The following is a 22,022-nucleotide window of genomic DNA, read 5'->3' on the forward strand; positions in this document are numbered from 1 at the left end:
ATGAATCAGGACAATCTGATCGAAGTGCGCGACCTCTCGGTGGAGTTCGTGGTCGGTGAGCAGCGCCAGCGGGTAGTCGAAAACGTCAGCTTCGATATCCGCCGCGGTGAGACCCTGGCCCTGGTGGGTGAAAGCGGCTCGGGAAAATCGGTTACCGCGCACTCGATCCTGCGCTTGCTGCCCTACCCCCTGGCCCATCATCCCAGCGGCACGATCCAGTATTCCGGGCAGGACCTCCTGACCCTGAAAGAGAAGACCATTCGCCACATCCGGGGCAACCGCATCGCAATGATCTTCCAGGAGCCGATGACCTCGCTGAACCCGCTGCACTCCATCGAGAAGCAGATCAACGAAGTGCTCGGCATCCACAAGGGCCTGACCGGCAAGGTGGCCACCCGACGCACCCTGGAGCTGCTGGAGCTGGTGGGCATCCCTGAGCCACACAAGCGCCTCAAAGCGCTCCCACACGAGCTCTCAGGCGGCCAGCGCCAGCGTGTGATGATTGCCATGGCCCTGGCCAATGAGCCGGAGTTGCTGATCGCCGACGAACCGACCACCGCCCTCGACGTGACGGTACAGTTGAAAATCCTCGAATTGCTCAAGGAGTTGCAGGCCCGCCTGGGCATGGCCCTGCTGCTGATCAGCCACGACCTCAACCTGGTGCGCCGGATCGCCCACCGCGTCTGCGTCATGCAACGCGGTCGGATCGTCGAGCAGGCCGACTGCGAAGCCTTGTTCCAGGCCCCGCAACATCCCTACACCTGCGAGCTGCTCAGTGCCGAACCGCGTGGCGAACCGGCCCTGACCCAGGTCGGTGAGCCGCTGCTGGAGGTGGACGACCTCAAGGTCTGGTTCCCGATCAAGAAAGGCCTCCTACGCAGCACCATGGACCATGTGAAGGCCGTGGACGGCATCCGCTTCAGCCTGCCCCGGGGGCAGACCCTGGGTATCGTCGGCGAAAGCGGCTCGGGCAAATCCACCCTCGGACTGGCGATCCTGCGCCTGATCGGCAGCCAGGGCGATATCCGTTTCGAAGGCCAGTCATTGAGCTGCCTGTCGCAGAAACAGGTGAGGCCGTTGCGCCGGGAAATGCAGGTGGTGTTCCAGGACCCGTTCGGCAGCCTCAGCCCGCGCATGAGCGTCAGCCAGATCGTCGGCGAAGGCTTGCGTATCCATAAGATCGGCAACGAGCAGGAACAGGAAGCGGCGATCATCGCCGCCCTGAAAGAGGTGGGCCTGGACCCGGAAACCCGCAACCGCTACCCCCACGAATTCTCCGGCGGGCAACGCCAGCGTATCGCCATTGCCCGGGCACTGGTGCTCAAGCCAGCGCTGATCCTGCTCGATGAACCGACCTCGGCCCTCGACCGCACGGTGCAGCGCCAGGTCGTCGAGCTGCTGCGCTCGTTGCAGATCAAGTACAACCTGACCTACCTGTTCATCAGCCACGACCTGGCCGTGGTCAAGGCGCTGAGCCACCAGTTGATGGTGGTCAAGCATGGCAAGGCCGTCGAACAAGGCGATGCGAAGGACATCTTTGCCGCGCCGCAACATCCTTATACAAAACAGTTGCTGGAAGCGGCATTCCTGGTGCCCGGAACGAGCCCGCTGTAGGCACCTCGGGCGACGGCTCCTGCTTCCCAGCCATAAAAAAGACCACTCGATGAGCGGTCTTTTTTATACAGCGGGCCTCGGCTGAATCAAGTGCCTTAGAAGCGCTTGATGTCCGCCTGGCCTTCCAGCTGCTTGCGGTACGCCGCGAAGTCCTGCTGACCGGCACGGGAGGCGAGGAAACGACGATAGGACGCCTTCTCTTCTTCGCTTGGCGCCGCGCCTTCGTTCACGCCGCTCAGACGCACCAGCACCAGGCTACCATCGGCCAGGGTCACGGTACTGAAGGTCGGCTTGTCCTTGCCTTCAGGCTTGGGCATGCGGAACAGCGCTTGCAGCACTGCCGGGTCGACCCCTTCCTGACCACGGGTGACGGCTTCCTGGGTTTTCCAGGCCTGGCCGGCCGGCAATGCCTTGCCTTCACGCAGGCTGGCGATCAGTCCGTCAGCCTTGACTTTGGCCGCCGCCGTGGCGTGCTCCTTGGTCAATTGCTTGCGAATCGGCGCATCCACGCTGGCCAGTGGCAGTTGCTCAGGTTTGTGGTGTTCCTTGGCACGCAACACGACGATGGTCTCCGGGTCCAGCTCGATGGCGGTGCTGTTGGCACCCTCATCCAGCACTTCCGGACTGAACGCCGCCGTGACCACGGCACGATTGGCCGCCACACCCTCACCACCTTCACGGCCGAACGGCGCGGAGGTGTGCACCTTCAGGTTCAGATCCTGGGCCGGCTGGGCCAGGTCGGAGGCTTCGAACGAGGCATCTTCGAGCTGCTTGGTGGCCTCGACGAAACGCTGCTCCACTTGCTGGGTTTTCAGCTCGCGGGTCAGCTTGTCCTTCAGACTGGCGAAGCTCGGCACCTGGGGTGCCTCGACGCCCAGCAGCTTGATCAGGTGATAACCGAACTCGCTACGCACCGGTCCCGACACCTGGTCCTTGGTCAAGGCATACAGCGCCTTTTCAAAAGCCGGGTCATAGACGCCCGGGCCGGCGAAACCGAGGTCACCGCCATGGCTGGCCGAACCCGGGTCCTGGGAGAACTCCTTGGCCAGGGCATCGAAATGCTCGCCCTTGGCCAGGCGCTGCTGGATCTCTTCGATCTTCGCCTTGGCCTGGGCGTCGTTCACCTTGTCATTCACTTCGATCAGAATGTGCGCGGCCCGACGCTGCTCGGCGAGGTTCGCGGTTTCTTTCTGATACAGCGCTTGCAGATCTTCATCCTTGACGCTGACCTGGTCGAAGAACGACGACTTCTTCAGCTCCAGGTAATCGACCACCACCTGGTCCGGCGTCATGAATTCCTTGGCGTGCTTGTCATAGTAGGCCTTGACCTCGTCATCGGTCAGCTTGACCGACGACAGATCGACCGGGACATTCAGCGACGCGAAATCACGGGTCTGCTTTTCCAGGCGGGCAAACGCCAACACCTGGGCATCGGTGACGAAACCACTACCGGCCAGGCCCGCGCGGATCTGGCCGATCAGCATTTCCTGGGCCAGCATCTGGCGGAATTGCAGGCGACCGTAACCCAGCTGACGAATCACCTGGTCGAAACGATCTGAACTGAACTTGCCGTCCACCTGGAATTCAGGGGTCTGCAGGATGACCTGGTCCAAAGCACCCTCGGAGAAAGCGAATTTCGACTTCTCGGCGCCCTGAAGCAGCAGCTTGCGCTCGATCAGCCCCTTGAGGGCGGACTCGCGCAGCATTTTCTCATCCAGCAACGAGGCATCGAAATCCTTGCCCAGCTGCTGCATGAGTTGGCGACGTTGCATGTCGACCGCCTGGCTCAGCTCGGTCTGGGTGATCTCGTCACCGTTGACCTTGGCCGCGTCCTGACTAGTGGAGGTGGCCCTGAAAATGGCATCGAAACCGGTCAGCGCCATCAATGCGACGATGACCCCGATGATGGTCTTGGCAATCCAGCCTTGTGAATTGTCCCTGATATTTTGCAGCATGCGTCCCCCAGAAACGGTTGAACTTCAATGTGGGCAACCGTGGAGCGTGGGTAGAATCCGGATAGAAGAAAGGCGCATCCGAGGATGCGCCTTCTCGTAACTGGCGGAGCGGATGAGGGCTCGAATACGCGTCCCTCGGCGTGTCAGGCCGGCCCTGAAAAGGACCATGGCCGACCGCTTCACCGCTCCGCGGCCAGATCAGGCAAGAACCCGACCCGGATAGGCAAAGGCTTGAACGAGTGTCAGTTGACAGCTTCTTTCAGTGCTTTGCCGGCTTTGAAACCTGGCTTTTTGGCAGCAGCGATTTCCAGCGTCTTGCCGGTCTGAGGGTTGCGACCGATGCGAGCAGGACGGTCGGTCACGGAGAAAGTGCCGAAACCTACCAGTACAACGGAGTCGCCAGCCTTCAGAGCGCCAGTGACGGATTCGATAACTGCATCCAGCGCACGGCCAGCAGCAGCTTTCGGGATATCAGCGGATGCAGCGATAGCATCAATCAGTTCCGACTTGTTCACTCTAAGTCCCCTTATATCTATTGAGTATATTTCTAAGTTTTTGGGTGAAAGCTAAACCTGTGCTGAATGGCCTACAGACACTTAAGAGCCGCTTTATAACAAGGGCTCTAAAAAGCTGTCAAGGAAGCCACCCAGGCTTGAACCGTACTTAATGCGTGCTGATTCTTTCCTTAGAATCGGAGTCGCGCTTCTCATCTTTCGCGACGATCTCCGGAACCACATCTGGCAAGGGCTCCGGCGCGTATTGCAGCGCAATTTGCAGGACCTCGTCAATCCATTTAACCGGTTTAATCTGAAGATCCTGCTTGATATTGTCAGGAATTTCCTTCAGATCGCGCACATTCTCTTCAGGAATGATCACGGTCTTGATCCCCCCGCGATGTGCCGCCAGCAATTTTTCCTTCAAACCGCCGATGGCCAGCACCTGACCGCGCAAGGTAATTTCACCAGTCATGGCCACGTCGGCACGCACAGGAATGCCAGTCAAGGCTGACACCAGGGCCGTACACATTCCTACGCCTGCGCTAGGGCCGTCTTTCGGCGTCGCCCCTTCCGGCATATGGATATGGGTGTCGCGCTTCTCATGGAAGTCCAGGGGGATGCCCAGGCTCTTGGCGCGGCTGCGTACCACGGTCAGTGCGGCGGTGATGGATTCGACCATGACATCGCCCAGGGAACCGGTCTTGATCAACTGCCCCTTGCCCGGTACCACGGCGGCTTCGATGGTCAACAGCTCACCACCGACCTGGGTCCAGGCCAGGCCCGTGACCTGACCGATCTGATCCTGTTGCTCGGCCAGGCCGTAACGGAATTTGCGCACGCCGAGGAAATGCTCCAGCAAGTCGGCCGTGACCTTGACCGAGAAGCGTTTTTCCATCGCATGCTCTTTCACCGCCTTGCGGCAGATCTTGGCGATTTGCCGCTCCAGCCCACGTACACCGGCTTCGCGGGTGTAGTAGCGGATGATGTCGCGGATCGCCTCGACCTCGAATTCCAGCTCGCCCTTCTTCAGGCCGTTGGCCTGGATCTGCTTGGGCGACAGGTATTTGGTGGCGATGTTGATCTTCTCGTCCTCGGTGTAACCCGGCAGGCGGATCACTTCCATCCGGTCCAGCAGCGCCGGCGGGATGTTCATCGAGTTGGAGGTGCAAAGGAACATGACATCGGACAGGTCGTAGTCAACTTCCAGGTAGTGGTCGTTGAAATTGTGGTTCTGTTCCGGGTCCAGCACCTCGAGCAGGGCCGAGGCAGGATCGCCACGCATGTCGCTGCCCATCTTGTCGATTTCATCGAGCAGGAACAGCGGGTTGCGCACGCCAACCTTCGTCATCTTTTGTATCAATCTTCCTGGCATCGAACCGATGTAAGTCCGCCGATGACCACGGATTTCCGCTTCGTCACGCACGCCGCCGAGAGCCATGCGTACGAATTTTCGGTTGGTCGCGTGAGCAATCGACTCAGCCAGGGAGGTTTTACCCACCCCAGGAGGTCCGACCAGGCACAGCACCGGACCGCGAATTTTCTTCACGCGCTTTTGTACGGCGAGGTATTCGAGGATCCGTTCCTTGACTTCGTCCAGACCATAATGGTCCGCGTCGAGAATATCTTCGGCCCGCGCCAGATCCAGGCGTACTTTGCTCTGGGCCTTCCACGGCACCTGCACCAACCAGTCGAGGTAGGAACGCACCACGGTCGCTTCGGCGGACATCGGCGACATCTGCTTGAGCTTGTTCAACTCGGCCAGGGCTTTGGTCATGGCATCTTTCGGCAGACCAGCGGCGTCGATGCGCTTTTTCAGCTCCTCGACTTCGTTATGGCCTTCATCGCTGTCGCCCAGTTCCTTCTGAATGGCTTTCATTTGCTCATTCAGGTAGTACTCGCGCTGACTGCGCTCCATCTGCTTCTTGACGCGACCACGAATGCGTTTCTCGACCTGCAGCAGGTCGATTTCGGCATCGAGCAAGGCCAGCACGTGTTCGACACGGGCCGACAGGTCGACGATTTCGAGGATTTCCTGCTTCTGCTCGATCTTCAGGGCCATATGCGCGGCCATGGTGTCGACCAGGCGGCTCGGCTCGTCGATGCTGTTCAACGACGACAGCACCTCGGCCGGGACTTTCTTGCCCAGCTGCACGTACTGCTCGAACTGTGCCAACAGGCTGCGGACAAAAACTTCGGACTCACGGTCCGGGGCATCGGCCTCTTCGATCAGCGCCACTTCGGCGCGGCAGTAGCCGTCGACCTCGCTGAAACGCTCCACAGTGCCGCGCTGCTCGCCCTCGACCAGCACCTTGACGGTGCCATCAGGCAATTTGAGCAATTGCAATACGGTGGCGACTGTACCTACGCGATAAAGCGCATCTTCGCCCGGGTCATCATCGGCAGGATTACGTTGGGCCAACAGCAGGATCTGCTTGTCGCCCGTCATCGCGGCCTCGAGGGCTTCGATAGATTTCTCGCGCCCCACGAACAGCGGGATAACCATGTGCGGATACACCACGACATCGCGCAATGGCAGGAGAGGCAATTCGATGGTTGTCTTCATGATTTCGCCTCTACGGCGGCCGTACGGCCGGAAACAGGTGGATAAGCTTGAAACCAAGATGGGGGCTTGTTCGGAAAAAAACAAGCGCCAAAAGAAAAGGGGCCCGAAGGCCCCTCTTGTCAGGTCACAGTCTGCCGCACTCAGGCGTCAGGCGCGGCCTTGGCCTGCGGCTCGCTGTTCTCGTAGATGTACAGCGGTTTGGATTTCCCCTCGATCACGCTTTCATCGATCACCACTTTGCTCACCTCCGACTGCGAGGGGATTTCATACATGGTGTCGAGCAGAACGCCCTCAAGGATCGAACGAAGGCCGCGAGCACCGGTTTTACGCTCCAGGGCACGCTTGGCGACGGATTTCAGTGCGTCGGCACGGAATTCCAGGTCAACCCCTTCCATTTCGAACAGCTTGGCGTACTGCTTGGTCAAGGCGTTCTTCGGCTCGGTGAGGATCTGCATCAACGCAGCCTCGTCCAGCTCATCCAGCGTGGCCAGGACCGGCAGACGGCCGACGAATTCCGGGATCAAACCGAACTTGACCAGATCGTCAGGCTCGACTTCACGCAGGGATTCACCGACCTTCTTGCCCTCTTCCTTGCTACGCACTTCGGCGCTGAAACCGATACCGCCACGGGTGGAACGGTTCTGAATAACCTTTTCCAGACCGGAGAACGCACCACCGCAGATAAACAGGATGTTACGGGTGTCGACCTGCAGGAACTCCTGCTGCGGGTGCTTGCGACCGCCTTGGGGCGGAACGGAGGCCACCGTGCCTTCGATCAACTTCAGCAAAGCCTGTTGCACGCCTTCACCGGAAACGTCCCGGGTAATCGACGGGTTATCGGACTTACGGGAAATCTTGTCGATTTCGTCGATATAGACAATGCCCATCTGGGCCTTTTCCACATCGTAGTCGCACTTCTGCAACAGTTTCTGAATAATGTTTTCCACGTCCTCGCCCACATAACCCGCCTCGGTGAGGGTGGTTGCATCGGCGATGGTGAATGGCACATTCAGCAGACGGGCGAGGGTTTCGGCCAGCAGGGTCTTGCCCGAACCGGTCGGACCGATCAGCAGGATGTTGCTCTTGCCGAGTTCGACGTCATCACTTTTCTTGTCACGCTGGTTCAGACGCTTGTAGTGGTTGTAGACCGCTACCGCCAGAACCTTTTTCGCACGCTCCTGACCAATCACATACTGATCAAGGATGCCGCTGATTTCTTTAGGCGAAGGCAATTTATGCGCGCTGCTTTCGGCCTGTGCTTCCTGCACCTCCTCACGGATGATGTCATTGCACAAGTCGACGCACTCGTCGCAGATAAAGACCGAGGGGCCGGCAATCAATTTGCGTACTTCATGCTGGCTTTTGCCACAGAAGGAGCAATAAAGCAGCTTGCCGTTGTCCTCGCCGTTGCGGGTGTCAGTCATTCGTTCGATCCAAATCCGATAGGCTTGCAACACAAGATGAAGGCTATTGCGGGCTTTTTCAAGCCCGCTGGTGATCGGAGCAACCGACCAGCCCTATTTTGAGCTGCTTAATATTAAGCGGGGCGCTTGTCGATCACTTCGTCGATCAACCCGTAGTCACGCGCGGCGTCTGCGCTCATGAAGTTGTCACGGTTGGTATCGCGCTCGATTTCTTCAAGGGTGCGCCCGCTATGCTTGGCCATCAGCGTGTTGAGACGCTCGCGAATGAAGAGGATTTCCTTGGCATGGATTTCGATATCCGACGCCTGGCCCTGGAAGCCGCCCAGAGGCTGGTGAATCATCACACGCGAGTTCGGCAGGCAGAAACGCTTGCCGTGGGCACCGGCCGTCAGCAGGAACGCGCCCATGCTGCACGCCTGACCGATACAGGTGGTCGACACGTTTGGCTTGATGAACTGCATGGTGTCGTAGATCGACATGCCCGCCGTCACCGAACCGCCCGGGGAGTTGATATAGAGATGGATGTCCTTGTCCGGGTTTTCCGCTTCAAGGAACAGCAGCTGCGCACAGATCAGGTTGGCCATGTAGTCTTCTACCGGGCCCACCAGAAAAATCACCCGCTCCTTGAGAAGGCGCGAGTAGATGTCATAGGCGCGTTCGCCACGAGCGGACTGCTCGACAACCATCGGGACCAGGCCGCCTGCGGCCTGGATATCAGAGTTCTGCTGAATATAAGAATTACGGAACATGCTCTGCAGTCACTCCCAAATAGTCATGTCTTGAATACGCATAAGCCAGCGCGAGGCTGGCTTATGGTGTGTATTTCCTAACGAGTCAGAAAATCAGTCGGCTTGTGGAGCTTCCACCGGCTTGACTGCTTCTTCGTAGGATACCGATTTATCGGTCACATTCGCCTTCTGCAGAACAGTATCCACAACTTGTTCTTCCAGCACAACCGAACGGACTTCGTTCAGTTGCTGGTCGTTCTTGTAGTACCACGACACAACCTGCTCTGGCTCCTGGTAGGCCGAGGCCATTTCCTGGATCAGCTCACGCACGCGGGTTTCGTCAGGCTTGAGTTCGAACTGCTTGACCACTTCAGCCACGATCAGGCCCAGCACGACGCGGCGCTTGGCTTGTTCTTCGAACAGCTCGGCCGGCAGTTGATCAGGCTTGATGTTGCCGCCGAACTGCTGGACGGCCTGCACGCGCAGACGGTTCACTTCGTTGTCCAGCAGGGCTTTCGGCACTTCGATCGGGTTGGCGGCCAGCAGACCGTCCATCACCTGGTTCTTGACCTTGGATTTGATCGCCTGGCGCAGCTCGCGCTCCATGTTCTTGCGAACTTCGGTGCGGAAGCCGTCCAGGCCGCTTTCCTTGATGCCGAACTGGGCGAAGAAGGCTTCGTTCAGCTCTGGCAGGGTCGGTGCGGACACGGTGTTGACGGTAACGGTGAACTCGGCGGCTTTGCCAGCCAGGTCCAGGTTCTGGTAGTCAGCAGGGAAAGTCAGGTTCAGAACGCGTTCTTCACCGGCTTTTGCGCCTACCAGGCCATCTTCGAAGCCCGGGATCATGCGGTTGGAGCCCAGCACCAGCTGGGTGCCCTTGGCGGAACCACCGGCGAAGACTTCACCGTCGACCTTGCCGACGAAATCGATATTCAGCTGGTCTTCGTTCTGGGCAGCGCGATCGGCCACTTCGAAACGGGTGTTCTGCTTGCGCAGGATTTCCAGCATGTTGTCCAGATCCGAGTCCGCTACGTCGGCGCTCAGGCGCTCGACAGCGATGGAGTCGAAACCGGCAACGGTGAACTCAGGGAACACTTCGAAAGTAGCAACGTATTCCAGGTCCTTGCCCTTCTCCAGCACTTTCGGCTCGACAGAAGGCTGACCGGCCGGGTTCAGCTTCTGCTCAACCACAGCTTCATAGAAGGAGGCCTGGATCACATCGCCCACGGCTTCCTGACGGGCATCCGCCTCATAACGCTGGCGAATCACGCTCATTGGCACCTTGCCAGGACGGAAGCCTGCAATCTTGGCCTTTTGGGCAGTCTGCTGCAGACGCTTGTTGACCTGGGTCTCGATGCGCTCAGCTGGCACGGTGATGCTCATGCGGCGCTCAAGAGCCGATGTATTTTCAACAGAAACTTGCATGGATATTCCTCGTTGCACAGACATTAGCCGGCCGTTTCCGACCTCAGAAGCAAGGGCAAGCATTCTAGTGGGTCGGACTCAAGAAGTCACCCTACTGAAAACGGGTAAAAACAGCCGGCCATAATTGGACATCAGCCACCTTTGAGCCAGGTGTCCCGGACAGGCGGTCAAGCAATCGTCTTTCTATTATATAGACGGCACGCAGGAACAGCTCACACCGGCACCGCGCATAAGCCACCGCCCTTGTCGGACAACCCACCGAACACCTCCGGATCCAGGTTCGCCGGGCCCTGCGGGGCAGCGCCGGCCTGGATTATCGCAACCGCCACCCCACCCCCACAGACCGGTAATCCAGCTTTTGCGCCAGCAGGTTAACGGTTACGCTACGCCGCTTTATAAACAGGCGATGCGCCGGAGCAACCCATACCGATGACATCACTCAAACTTGAGCAGCCGCCGGGGAAGACCGCCAGTCATTCGCCGATTGCGTATCGCCAGGACATCGATGGCCTTCGCGCGATTGCCGTTATCGCCGTCATGATTACCCATGCCTTCCCCTCTCTGCTTGGCGGCGGGTTTATTGGCGTCGATATTTTCTTTGTTATTTCCGGTTTCCTGATTTCATCCATCCTTTTCAGGAACCTGCAGAGCGACACCTTCAGCCTCGGACACTTCTATGCCTGGCGAATAATACGAATATTCCCCGCCCTCATTGCCGTGCTGGTTTTCTGCCTGGCTTTCGGATGGCTGGCACTGCTCGCAGACGAATACAGCTTGCTGGGAAAGCATACGCTGGCAGGCTCTGCCTTTATCTCGAACCTGATACTCTGGAGCGAGACAAGTTACTTCGATGTCGCGGCAGAAGCCAAACCACTCCTGCATTTATGGAGCCTTGGCATTGAAGAGCAGTTCTATCTGGCATGGCCATTGATCCTGCTGCTGCTCTGGCGAAGCCGCGCCAGCCCGGGCCTGGCTATTGCCGCCCTCGCTACCCTGTCATTTGCCCTGAATATCCACCAGGCAACCCACAACTCCACGGCCGACTTTTACTCACCACTCAGCCGTCTCTGGGAGTTACTGGTCGGTGCAATGCTTGCTTGCGCGACTGGCAAATGGAAACCCACCACCAGCATCAGCAACAGCCTGTCCCTCGCCGGAACCCTGCTGATTACCAGCGGCCTTGCCACTATTACCCGCTCCAGCGTGTTCCCCGGAACCCTCGCACTGTTACCCGTCATTGGCGCGACACTGCTCATTGCCGCAGGCCCGCAGGGGCTGATCAACCGCACAATCCTGTCCAACAGACTCCTGGTCGGCATCGGACTCATCAGCTATCCGCTTTACCTGTGGCACTGGCCCCTGCTGTCGTTCACCCGAATCATCGAGAGCGCCACTCCATCCCTGGAGAGCAGAATCGCCCTGCTCATCCTCGCGTTTGCACTGGCCTGGGCGACCTACCGATTCATTGAAAGACCCATCCGCCTTGGCCGTTTCAACAACCCGATGACGGCGAAACTCCTCGTCGCGACGATGATCCTCGTCGCGCTCACGGCACTGACCATCCAGGCCAATAATGGATTCCCGTCCAGGACAGGCGCCAACCCGGTGAGCATCTACCCGGACGATCTCGGTCGCGATCCCTATATCGCCTATCTGAACAAACATTTCTCCCGGTGCTCGGACGAAAAGCTCAAAAGTTTCTCGGCCTATGATCCCGGCGCCAACGGCTACCGCTGCTTCCAGTCGAAACCGTCCGGCCCGGTCGACATGCTGCTGATTGGCGATAGTCACGCAGAGCACTTGCTGCCCGGACTGTCAGAACAGTTCAAGGACTTGAACGTAGCCTCTTTCATTCACGTCGATATACCGGTTATAGACAGTGAAAAATTCAAGGATGCATTTGAGATCGTCCTCGCGGACAAGAGCATCAAGACGGTGATTATTTCTGCCGCCTGGGAAGGGAAAATAGTCCCCTCGCTTGATAACTTGCCGAGCCGCCTGAAAAACACCTTTGACGCCTTCAAGCACTCGGGAAAGAAACTCTACGTACTGGATGACATACCGTCATTCCTGTTCGACTCCGCGAAATGCAAGTACGGCAGACGTTTCAGTGGCAGCGGCCAGACCTGCTCATCGGAGCTTGCCGAGCATCTCAACCGGCGAAAATATTACTACGACACTCTCCAATCAGCGGTCACCGCGAGCGGTTATCCAACACTTATTCAAACCTACAAATATTTCTGCACCGAAAAATCCTGCGGCATGACCCGGGACGGTTCACTGCTCTATCGCGACAGCAACCATCTCACGATATCCGGCTCAGAATACCTGGCGCGCAGGCTTCTACAGGACAAGGCGCTTTGACTCGGCAAGATCGACCGCGCCACCTGACACCCCTCTCCACCCGATAAAAGGAGGGAAGAGGAAGGGAAACGGGAAAACAGCAACCAAGTAAATTCCGATCGAGGCGCAGAGACACCCCTGGCGAACAAGCTGGAAACTGGCCCAAGACAACGAAGAATGGCGAAACTCGAGGCAAAAAAAAAGCCACCCAAGGCAGCTTATTTACCGGGCTTTGCAAAAGTCAGCGGACCTTGGCGAAACCGGACAAAAAAAAACGCCAGATGATTAATCTGGCGTCTTTATTCGAATATGGGGTGGACGATGGGGATCGAACCCACGACAACAGGAGTCACAATCCTGTGCTCTACCAACTGAGCTACGCCCACCATATTGCCTGTTCAAAAAGATCGATCAGATCGACCTCCCTGCTCAGCCTCAGCAACGCCAACCGGCCTTGATGAAACTCTATTTGGTGCGGATGAAGAGACTCGAACTCTTACGCCTCGCGGCGCTGGAACCTAAATCCAGTGTGTCTACCAATTCCACCACATCCGCGCATGAAGCTTTTAAAGCAAAGGCGCCAGACTGTTCATCTGGCGCCTTTTCGAAATATGGGGTGGACGATGGGGATCGAACCCACGACAACAGGAGTCACAATCCTGTGCTCTACCAACTGAGCTACGCCCACCATATTGCGTTACTTGTGCCAAAGCTGCCTAATGGCGCACCCGGCAGGACTCGAACCTGCGACCATCCGCTTAGAAGGCGGATGCTCTATCCAGCTGAGCTACGGGCGCCTTATTAATCTGTATTCGTTGACGACTACAAACCAAGTGCTTCAATCTTGCTGAGCCAGACATCAACTCTGCTCGACCTTCTCAACCAGTGCTAGGCTATGCCCGACAAGCGCGACAGATGTTATAGACGAGTCGAAAGGTCGTCAACTCCTTTTTGAAAAAAACTCAGAAATATAAAGGGCTTAGGGGAATATCCGGACCAAGCGCCTTTGCCCTCGCGCCACGACATGCGAGAATGCGCACTCTTTTTCAACCCCTCTCGATGGTTAATCACGCGTCATGACTGCACAACTAATCGACGGCAAAGCGATCGCCGCCCGTCTGCGTCAGCAGATCGCCCAACGTGTCGCCGAGCGTCGCCAGCAGGGCCTGCGTACGCCAGGCCTCGCGGTGATTCTGGTCGGCAGCGATCCTGCCTCTCAGGTTTATGTTTCGCACAAGCGTAAAGACTGCGAAGAGGTCGGCTTCATTTCACAAGCCTATGACTTGCCCAGCGACACTACGCAACAGGCGCTCACCGATCTGATCGATCGCCTCAATGACGATCCGCAGATCGACGGCGTGCTGCTGCAGTTGCCGCTGCCGGAACATCTGGACGCCTCCAAGCTGCTGGAACGCATTCGCCCGGACAAGGACGTCGACGGCTTCCATCCTTATAACGTCGGCCGCCTGGCCCAACGCATTCCGCTGCTGCGCCCGTGCACGCCGAAAGGCATCATGGCCCTACTGGAAAGCACCGGGGTCGATCTGTACGGGATGGATGCGGTGATTGTCGGCGCCTCCAACATCGTCGGACGCCCGATGGCCATGGAGCTGCTGCTGGCCGGCTGCACCGTGACCGTCACCCACCGTTTCACCCGGGACCTGGCCGGCCATGTCGGCCGCGCCGACCTGGTGGTGGTCGCCGCCGGCAAGCCGGGCCTGGTCAAGGGCGAGTGGATCAAGGAAGGCGCCATCGTCATCGACGTCGGCATCAACCGCCAGGCGGACGGCAGGCTGGTGGGTGACGTAGTCTACGAGACTGCCCTGCCCCGCGCCGGCTGGATCACTCCGGTGCCGGGCGGCGTAGGCCCGATGACCCGCGCCTGCCTGCTGGAAAACACCTTGTATGCCGCTGAAACGCTGCATGCCTGAGGCGATGGAGCCTTCAGCGGCGCTACAACGCTGAAGGCCTTCACCCAACAAAAAACCGCCTATTGGCGGTTTTTTGTTTTCACAGGAGCCCGACTCAGTCAGCCAGGCGCCAGGTCGTTCCGCCCTTGCCGTCTTCCAGCACCACGCCCATCGCAGTGATCCGGTCGCGGATACGGTCGGATTCCGCCCAGTCCTTGTTGGCCCGAGCCGCCAGGCGCGCCTGGATCAACGCTTCGACTTCAGCCGCATCGACCCGCCCTTCGGCGCCCGCCTGCAGGAAATCGTCGGCTTCCAACTGCAAGACACCGAGCACGCTGGCCAGCTCTTTCAGACGCGCCGCCAGAGCGGCCGCCGCCGCAACATCGCTCTCACGCAGACGGTTGATCTCGCGCACCATCTCAAACAGCACCGCACAGGCTTCCGGCGTGCCGAAGTCGTCGTTCATCACCCGGGTGAAGCGCTCGACGAACGCTTCGCCACCGACTGCCGGTACATTCGGCAGGCCCTTCAGCGCATGGTAGAAACGCTCCAGGGCGCCCTTGGCATCCTTGAGATTGTCTTCCGAATAGTTGATGGCACTGCGATAGTGGCTCGACACCAGCAGGTAACGCACGACTTCCGGGTGATATTTGTCCAGCACGTCGCGAATGGTGAAGAAGTTGTTCAAGGACTTGGACATCTTCTCGCCATTGATGCGAATCATGCCGCAGTGCATCCAGGCATTGGCGTAGGTCTTGCCGGTGGCCGCCTCGCTCTGGGCGATTTCGTTTTCATGGTGCGGAAACTCGAGGTCGCTGCCGCCGCCATGAATATCGAAGGTCTCGCCCAGGCAGCAGGTGGACATCACCGAGCATTCGATGTGCCAGCCCGGACGCCCGGCGCCCCACGGAGATTCCCAGCTCGGCTCACCGGGCTTGGTGCCCTTCCACAGGACAAAATCCAGCGGGTCTTGCTTGGCTTCGTCGACTTCGATCCGCGCACCGATGCGCAGGTCTTCGATCTTCTTGCGCGACAGCTTGCCATAACCCATGAACTTGGCGACGCGATAGTACACGTCGCCATTGCCCGGAGCGTAGGCGTAACCCTTGTCGATCAAGGTCTGGATCATGGCCAGCATGCCCGGGATATGATCCGTGGCGCGCGGTTCCATGTCCGGCTTGAGGATGTTCAGGCGCGCCTCATCCTCGTGCATCGCCGCAATCATGCGTTCGGTCAGCGCGTCGAACGCTTCGCCGTTCTCGTTGGCCCGATTGATGATCTTGTCATCGATGTCGGTGATGTTGCGCACATAGGTCAGGTCATACCCGCTGAAGCGCAACCAGCGGGTCACCAGGTCGAAGGCCACCATGCTGCGACCATGGCCCAGGTGGCAGTAGTCATACACGGTCATCCCGCAGACATACATGCGCACCTTGTTGCCATCCAGCGGTTTGAAGACTTCTTTGCTCTTGGTGAGCGTGTTGTAGATCGTTAGCACAACGCTTTCCTTAAAGAATCACTGGCCCCACGAATCACGCAAGGTCACGGTACGGTTGAATACCGGAGCACCGGGTTTCGAGTCCTTGATATCCGCGCAGAAGTAACCTTCGCGCTCGAACTGGAAACGGTCTTCCGGCTGTGCATTGCCCAGCGAGGGTTCAGCACGACAACCAGTGAGCACTTGCAGGGAGTCAGGGTTGATGTTGTCCAGGAAACTGGCGCTGTCTTCGGCCTTCTCGGGGTTGGCCGAACGGAACAGACGGTCATACAGGCGCACTTCGCACTCGACGCTCGCCGCCGCCGGCACCCAGTGGATCACACCCTTGACCTTGCGGCCCTCGGGGTTCTTGCCCAGGGTCTCCGGGTCGTAGGAGCAACGCAGTTCGACAATGTTGCCGTCGGCATCCTTGATCGCCTCGTCGGCACGGATCACGTAGCTGCCGCGCAGGCGCACTTCACCACTCGGTTCCAGGCGCTTGTAGCCCTTGGGCGGCTCTTCCATGAAGTCTTCGCGATCAATGTAGATCTCACGGGCGAATGGCAATGCGCGCACCCCCATGTCTTCTTTCGGGTGGCGCGGCAGCTCGAGGTTCTCGACCTGGCCTTCCGGGTAGTTGGTGATCACAACCTTCAGTGGGCGCAGCACGCACATGGCGCGCGGGGCACTGTGGTCAAGGTCGTCACGGATGCTGAATTCCAGCATGCCGAAGTCAACCACGCCATCGGAACGGTTGGTGCCGACCATTTCGCAGAAGTTGCGGATCGATTTCGGCGTATAGCCACGACGACGGAAACCCGACAGCGTCGACATGCGCGGATCGTCCCAACCATTGACGTGCTTCTCATCCACCAGTTGCTTGAGCTTGCGCTTGCTGGTGATGGTGTAGTTCAGGTTCAGACGGCTGAACTCATATTGACGCGGATGCGCCGGCACCGACAGGTTGTCCAGGAACCACTCATACAGCGGACGATGGCTTTCGAACTCCAGGGTGCAGATCGAGTGGGTGATGCCTTCGATGGCATCCGATTGACCGTGGGTGAAGTCGTAGTTGGGGTAGATGCACCACTTGTCACCGGTCTGGTGGTGGTGGGCATGGCGAATGCGATACATGATCGGGTCGCGCAGATTCATGTTCGGCGACGCCATGTCGATCTTGGCCCGCAGCACCCGGGCGCCGTCCGGGAACTCACCGGCGCGCATGCGCGCGAACCAATCAAGGTTCTCTGCCACCGAACGCTCGCGGAACGGGCTGTTCTTGCCCGGCTCGGTCAGGCTGCCACGGTATTCCTTGGCCTGCTCGGGGGTCAGGTCGTCGACATAGGCCTTGCCGGCCTTGATCAGTTCCACCGCCCAGTCGTGCAGTTGGTCGAAATACTGCGAGGCATAGCGCACTTCACCGGACCACTCGAACCCCAGCCACTTGACGTCACTTTCGATGGCGTCGATGTATTCCTGGTCTTCCTTGGCCGGGTTGGTGTCGTCGAAACGCAGGTGCGTGACGCCACCGAACTCCTGGGCCAGGCCGAAGTTCACGCAGATCGATTTGGCGTGGCCGATGTGCAGGTAGCCGTTGGGCTCGGGCGGGAAGCGCGTCACGATCTGAGTGTGCTTGCCCGAGTCCAGGTCCGCCTGAATGATCGGGCGCAGGAAGTTGACCGGGACAGCCGGTCCGGTCTTGACATTCGAGGTAGGGTCGACAGTGGGCTTGCTCATAGGATCCTTGGGCTTGCGGGTGCGCGGCCGGGGGCGGCCTGATCAATCAAAACGGGTATCATAGCCGATGCGATCAAGGCCCTGACAGTGGCGCGCCGAAAACGACGGCTATTAATGGCGCACGGATGAAAAAACCGCCTCGAAATTCCCGCGCCGCACGCTAAACTGCGCAACCTGGTGGATTGATGCCAGACCGGTTCGCGTCCGCGGGCGCCACCCGCACTCCGAAACCCACGAATTCCTTCAAAGAGTAGCCAAGATGACCCAAGTCAAACTGACCACCAACCACGGCGAAATCGTCCTGGAACTGAACGCCGAGAAAGCCCCGATCACCGTGGCCAACTTCATTGAGTACGTCAAAGCCGGCCACTACGAAAACACAGTGTTCCACCGCGTGATCGGCAACTTCATGATCCAGGGCGGCGGTTTCGAGCCAGGCATGAAAGAAAAGAAAGACAAACGCCCGAGCATCCAGAATGAAGCCGACAACGGCCTGCCGAACGAGAAGTACAGCGTCGCCATGGCCCGTACCATGGAGCCGCATTCGGCCTCCGCGCAATTCTTCATCAACGTCACCGACAACAGCTTCCTCAACCACAGCGCCAAGACCGTGCAGGGCTGGGGCTACGCGGTATTCGCCAAAGTGATTGCCGGCACTGACGTGGTCGACAAAATCAAAGGCGTGGCCACCACCATGAAGGCCGGTCACCAGGACGTTCCAGCAGAAGACGTGATCATCGAGAAAGCCGAGATCGTTGAGTGATACTGCTGATTTCAGATTTGCATCTGATCGATACGCGCCCGGACATTACCCGGGCGTTTCTGGATTTCCTCGCCGGCCGCGCCCGTTCGGCACAAGCGCTGTATATCCTGGGCGATTTTTTCGAAGTCTGGATCGGCGACGATGCCATGACCCCCTTTCAAAGCTCGATCTGCGCCGCCTTGCGCACGTTGAGCGACAGCGGCACGCAAGTGTTCCTGATGCACGGCAATCGTGACTTCCTGCTGGGCAAGGCCTTCTGCAAAGCGGCCGGAGCCACCCTGCTCAAGGACCCGAGCGTGGTGAAGATGAATGACGAACCAGTGCTGCTGATGCACGGCGACAGCCTGTGCACGCGGGACGAGGCCTATATGCGCCTGCGTCGTTATCTGCGCAACCCCATCACCCTGTTCATCCTCCGGCACCTGCCGCTGCGTAGCCGCCACCAGCTGGCGCGCAAACTGCGCAGCGAAAGCCGCGCGCAGACGCGGATGAAGGCCAATGACATTGTTGATGTGACACCGGATGAGGTGGTGCAGGTCATGCAGCAGCATGGCGTGCGGACCCTGATCCATGGTCATACCCATCGACCGGCCATTCACAAGCTGCAACTCGGTGCGCAAGCGGCGAAACGGATTGTGCTGGGGGACTGGGACCGCCAGGGTTGGGCCTTGCAGGTGGATGAGCAGGGTTTCCAGCTGGCGGCGTTTGATTTCACCCCGCCAGGCTGAGCACAGAATCCCTTGTGGCGAGGGGGCTTGCTCCTCGCCAGATCAGTACCTGACCGTCAGTGTCCGGCCGCCGCCGGCCCGGCCTTCGCCGCGAACGGCGGCTTGGCCAGCCACACCAGCAGCATCAAGGCCATGAAGCCCCAGCCCAGCAGCGTGAAGTAATCCACGGTCGAGAGCATGTACGCCTGGCTGGTGAGCACCTGTTCCAACTGGGCATAGGCCCGGCTGCCCGCACCACCAAGATTGCCCAGCGCATCACGCGTCGCCGGATCGAAGGGGGTGATGCTTTCACTCAGGTAAGCATGGTGCTGGTCCGCGCGGCGAATCCAGATCCAGGTGGTCAGCGAGGCCGCGAAGCTCCCCCCCAGCGTACGCAGGAAGGTCGCCAGGCCGGCACCATCGGCAATCTGGCTCGGCGGCAGGTCCGACATCAGGATGCTCAAGGTCGGCATGAAGAACAGCGCCACGCCGATGCCCATGAACAGTTGCACCATGGCGACATGCTGGAAGTCCACCTCATTGGTGAAACCGGCGCGCATGAAGCAACTCAGGCCGATTGCCAGGAACGCCAGGCCGGCGAGCAGGCGCAGGTCGACCTTGTTGGCATATTTACCGACGAAAGGCGACATCAGCACCGGCAGGATTCCGATTGGCGCCACCGCCAACCCGGCCCAGGTCGCGGTGTAACCCATCTGGGTCTGCAGCCACTGCGGCAGGATCAGGTTGATGCCGAAGAACCCTGCATAGCCGAGGACCAACACAATGGTCCCGATCCGGAAATTACGGTAGGCGAACAGGCGCAGATTGACCACCGGATGCTTGTCCGTCATCTCCCAGATTACGAACACCGACAGGGCAATCGCCGAGATGACCGCACCGATCACGATGAAGTTCGACTCGAACCAGTCCAGGTCATTGCCCTTGTCGAGAATCACCTGCAAGGCCCCCACACCGATGATCAAGGTCAGCAAGCCGACATAGTCCATGGGCTGGCGACTGATCTCCACCGGTCGGCTCTTGAGTTGCTGGCGCACCACCAGGGCGGCAAAAACGCCGATGGGGACGTTGATAAAGAAGATCCACGGCCAGCTGTAGCTGTCGGTAATCCAGCCGCCGAGAATCGGCCCGGCAATCGGCGCGACCACCGTCACCATCGCCAGCAGCGCCAGGGCCATGCCACGCTTGGCCGGCGGATAGACCGCGATCAGCAGGGTCTGGGTCATCGGATACAACGGCCCGGCCACCAGCCCTTGTAGCACGCGGAAACCCACCAGTTCGGGCATCGAGGTGGAAATACCGCAGAGGAACGACGCCATGACAAACAGGATCGTCGCCCAGATAAACAGCTTCACCTCGCCAAACCGCCGGCTCAGCCAGCCGGTCAGCGGCAAGGCGATGGCGTTGCTCACGGCAAAGGAGGTGATGACCCAGGTGCCTTGCTCCGAACTCACGCCCAGGTTGCCGGAAATGGTCGGCAAGGCCACGTTGGCGATGGTGGTGTCGAGCACCTGCATGAAAGTCGCCAGCGACAGGCCGATGGTACTGAGCAACAGGCTGGGCGGAGTGAAAGATGCGTTCGAGCTCATCGCGAATCCTTGGAAACGAGGCAGCTGCCGCGACGTTCAGGTCGCGGCAGGATTGGCGACTCAGCGTTGCGCGGTTTTCGCCGCGGTGGCGCTGTTTTCATGGATCAGACGGGTGATCACCGCATCGGCATCGACCAGTTGCTGGGTGTACACGTTGGTACTGAACGAAGCTTTTTGCGGCGGCTGCTGGGCCAGCACCGGACCACTCTGGTCATGCAGATTGACCTCGACCTGGGTCGACAGGCCGACCCGCAGCGGGTGCTTGGCCAGCTCTTCGGCGTTGATGTGAATACGCACGGGCACCCGCTGGACGATCTTGATCCAGTTGCCGCTGGCGTTCTGCGCCGGCAGCAAGGCAAAGGCGCTGCCGGTGCCGGCACCGAGACTGTCGATGGTGCCGCTGTATTTTACCGAACTGCCATACAGGTCGGCCTCGATGTCCACCGGTTGGCCGATGCGCATGTCGCGTAGCTGGGTTTCCTTGAAGTTGGCGTCGATCCACAGCTGATCCAGGGGAATTACCGCCATCAGTGCAGTACCCGGCTGGACCCGCTGGCCCAGTTGCACGGTGCGCTTGGCGACATAACCGGTGACCGGTGCAATCAGGGTGGTCCGCGCGTTGGCCAGATAAGCCTGGCGCAGTTGCGCGGCCGCGGCTTTGACATCCGGGTGATTGGAGACCACGGTGTCGTCCACCAGGGCGCTGCTGGTGTTGAGTTGATGCTGGGCGTTGTTCAGGGCGCTCTGGGCAGAGGTCAGGTCGTCACGGGCGTGGGCCAGTTCCTCCTGGGAAATCGCGCCACCGGCCGCCAGGTTCTTGCGGCGAGTGAAGTTATCCTGGGCTTTCTGTACCGCGGTCTTCTGCTCCGCGACCTGGGCCTTCATACCGTCGACGTTGCTGTAGAGGCCGCGCACCTGGCGCACGGTCTTGGCCAGGTTGGCCTCGGCGCTTTGCAGGCCGACCTCGGCATCGCTCGGATCGAAGTTCAGCAGCACCTGGCCTTCGTGCACCAGGTCGCCATCATCGGCGCCGATGCTGACCACGGTGCCGGTCACCAGTGGCGTGATTTCCACCACGTTGCCGTTGACGTAGGCGTCGTCGGTGCTTTCGTTCCAGCGCCCGTAGACTTCATGCCAACCCCAGACACCGAGGCCGCCAAGGATCACCAGCAGGGTGAGGCCGGTCAGCATGACTTTGCGCTTGCGGGAATTGCCAGCGTCCTGGGTTGTTTCAGCAGTGTTCGTTGCAGTGGCCATGGCAGGTACCTTGAA

The 22,022-nt window shown here is 59.3% G+C and carries 15 protein-coding genes and 5 tRNA genes; 5 read left to right on the forward strand and 15 right to left on the reverse strand.

Annotation, left to right across the window (positions count from 1 at the left end):
• Window positions 1–1,614 (forward strand): ABC transporter ATP-binding protein, encoded by a 1,614-nt coding sequence (locus M5B96_RS15435; protein WP_248797555.1) that lies wholly within the window; start codon window positions 1–3, stop codon window positions 1,612–1,614.
• Window positions 1,615–1,709: 95 nt separating this feature from the next.
• Here the strand turns inward: M5B96_RS15435 and M5B96_RS15440 are convergent, their stop codons facing one another.
• The 7 genes from M5B96_RS15440 to tig all read right to left on the reverse strand — a co-directional run bounded on the left by M5B96_RS15440 (window position 1,710) and on the right by tig (window position 10,206).
• Window positions 1,710–3,569 carry a SurA N-terminal domain-containing protein gene (locus M5B96_RS15440; RefSeq protein ID WP_248797557.1) on the reverse strand — a complete coding sequence of 620 codons (1,860 nt, stop codon included), beginning with the start codon at window positions 3,567–3,569 and terminating at the stop codon, window positions 1,710–1,712.
• 101 nt (window positions 3,570–3,670) lie between these two features.
• A tRNA-OTHER gene (locus M5B96_RS15445) sits at window positions 3,671–3,758 on the reverse strand.
• A 53-nt stretch (window positions 3,759–3,811) separates the two neighbouring features.
• Window positions 3,812–4,084 (reverse strand): HU family DNA-binding protein, encoded by a 273-nt coding sequence (locus M5B96_RS15450; RefSeq protein WP_002552737.1) that lies wholly within the window; start codon window positions 4,082–4,084, stop codon window positions 3,812–3,814.
• A 148-nt stretch (window positions 4,085–4,232) separates the two neighbouring features.
• The gene (gene lon, locus M5B96_RS15455; protein ID WP_248797558.1) at window positions 4,233–6,629 is read right to left on the reverse strand and encodes an endopeptidase La; all 2,397 of its coding nucleotides are present in this window, start codon (window positions 6,627–6,629) and stop codon (window positions 4,233–4,235) included.
• A gap of 140 nt (window positions 6,630–6,769) precedes the next feature.
• On the reverse strand, window positions 6,770–8,053 hold the full coding sequence (clpX, locus tag M5B96_RS15460) for an ATP-dependent Clp protease ATP-binding subunit ClpX (RefSeq protein ID WP_100942764.1): 1,284 nt from the start codon (window positions 8,051–8,053) through the stop codon (window positions 6,770–6,772).
• 113 nt (window positions 8,054–8,166) lie between these two features.
• Entirely contained in the window at window positions 8,167–8,802 is a 636-nt protein-coding gene (clpP, locus tag M5B96_RS15465; RefSeq protein ID WP_248797559.1) for an ATP-dependent Clp endopeptidase proteolytic subunit ClpP, read from the reverse strand.
• Between the two features lie 93 nt (window positions 8,803–8,895).
• Complete coding sequence (gene tig / locus M5B96_RS15470) at window positions 8,896–10,206, reverse strand: trigger factor (protein WP_248797561.1); 1,311 nt, start codon at window positions 10,204–10,206, stop codon at window positions 8,896–8,898.
• A gap of 429 nt (window positions 10,207–10,635) precedes the next feature.
• Between tig and M5B96_RS15475 the strand changes: the two genes are divergently transcribed.
• A complete protein-coding gene (locus M5B96_RS15475) occupies window positions 10,636–12,570 on the forward strand; it encodes an acyltransferase family protein (RefSeq protein ID WP_248797563.1) in 1,935 nt (644 codons plus the stop codon).
• Between the two features lie 289 nt (window positions 12,571–12,859).
• On the opposite strand, the gene M5B96_RS15480 is transcribed toward M5B96_RS15475, so the two are convergent.
• From M5B96_RS15480 to M5B96_RS15495, 4 genes are all read right to left on the reverse strand, one after another.
• A tRNA-His gene (locus M5B96_RS15480) sits at window positions 12,860–12,935 on the reverse strand.
• 84 nt (window positions 12,936–13,019) lie between these two features.
• Window positions 13,020–13,104 (reverse strand) — tRNA-Leu (locus M5B96_RS15485).
• Window positions 13,105–13,161: 57 nt separating this feature from the next.
• Window positions 13,162–13,237: transfer RNA gene (locus tag M5B96_RS15490), tRNA-His, on the reverse strand.
• 32 nt (window positions 13,238–13,269) lie between these two features.
• A tRNA-Arg gene (locus M5B96_RS15495) sits at window positions 13,270–13,346 on the reverse strand.
• Window positions 13,347–13,625: 279 nt separating this feature from the next.
• On the opposite strand from M5B96_RS15495, the gene folD reads away from it, so the two are divergent.
• Entirely contained in the window at window positions 13,626–14,480 is an 855-nt protein-coding gene (gene folD, locus M5B96_RS15500; protein WP_248797565.1) for a bifunctional methylenetetrahydrofolate dehydrogenase/methenyltetrahydrofolate cyclohydrolase FolD, read from the forward strand.
• A 94-nt stretch (window positions 14,481–14,574) separates the two neighbouring features.
• On the opposite strand, the gene cysS is transcribed toward folD, so the two are convergent.
• Window positions 14,575–15,957: a cysteine--tRNA ligase gene (cysS, locus tag M5B96_RS15505; RefSeq protein WP_248797566.1), complete on the reverse strand. Its 1,383-nt coding sequence runs from the start codon at window positions 15,955–15,957 to the stop codon at window positions 14,575–14,577.
• A gap of 18 nt (window positions 15,958–15,975) precedes the next feature.
• Window positions 15,976–17,673 carry a glutamine--tRNA ligase/YqeY domain fusion protein gene (locus M5B96_RS15510; RefSeq protein WP_248797568.1) on the reverse strand — a complete coding sequence of 566 codons (1,698 nt, stop codon included), beginning with the start codon at window positions 17,671–17,673 and terminating at the stop codon, window positions 15,976–15,978.
• Between the two features lie 259 nt (window positions 17,674–17,932).
• On the opposite strand from M5B96_RS15510, the gene M5B96_RS15515 reads away from it, so the two are divergent.
• Together M5B96_RS15515 and M5B96_RS15520 are read left to right on the forward strand one after the other, a co-directional pair.
• Complete coding sequence (locus M5B96_RS15515; RefSeq protein WP_248797570.1) at window positions 17,933–18,436, forward strand: peptidylprolyl isomerase; 504 nt, start codon at window positions 17,933–17,935, stop codon at window positions 18,434–18,436.
• Entirely contained in the window at window positions 18,433–19,164 is a 732-nt protein-coding gene (locus M5B96_RS15520; RefSeq protein WP_248797571.1) for a UDP-2,3-diacylglucosamine diphosphatase, read from the forward strand. Before M5B96_RS15515 ends, M5B96_RS15520 begins: the two co-directional genes overlap by 4 nt.
• 56 nt (window positions 19,165–19,220) lie before the next feature.
• On the opposite strand, the gene M5B96_RS15525 is transcribed toward M5B96_RS15520, so the two are convergent.
• Both M5B96_RS15525 and M5B96_RS15530 read right to left on the reverse strand, forming a co-directional pair.
• On the reverse strand, window positions 19,221–20,750 hold the full coding sequence (locus M5B96_RS15525) for a DHA2 family efflux MFS transporter permease subunit (protein ID WP_248797572.1): 1,530 nt from the start codon (window positions 20,748–20,750) through the stop codon (window positions 19,221–19,223).
• Window positions 20,751–20,810: 60 nt separating this feature from the next.
• Complete coding sequence (locus M5B96_RS15530; RefSeq protein WP_248797574.1) at window positions 20,811–22,007, reverse strand: efflux RND transporter periplasmic adaptor subunit; 1,197 nt, start codon at window positions 22,005–22,007, stop codon at window positions 20,811–20,813.
• Window positions 22,008–22,022: the final 15 nt, after the last annotated feature.

It is taken from the genome of Pseudomonas sp. MWU13-2105 (assembly GCF_023242315.1).
Lineage (GTDB): Bacteria > Pseudomonadota > Gammaproteobacteria > Pseudomonadales > Pseudomonadaceae > Aquipseudomonas.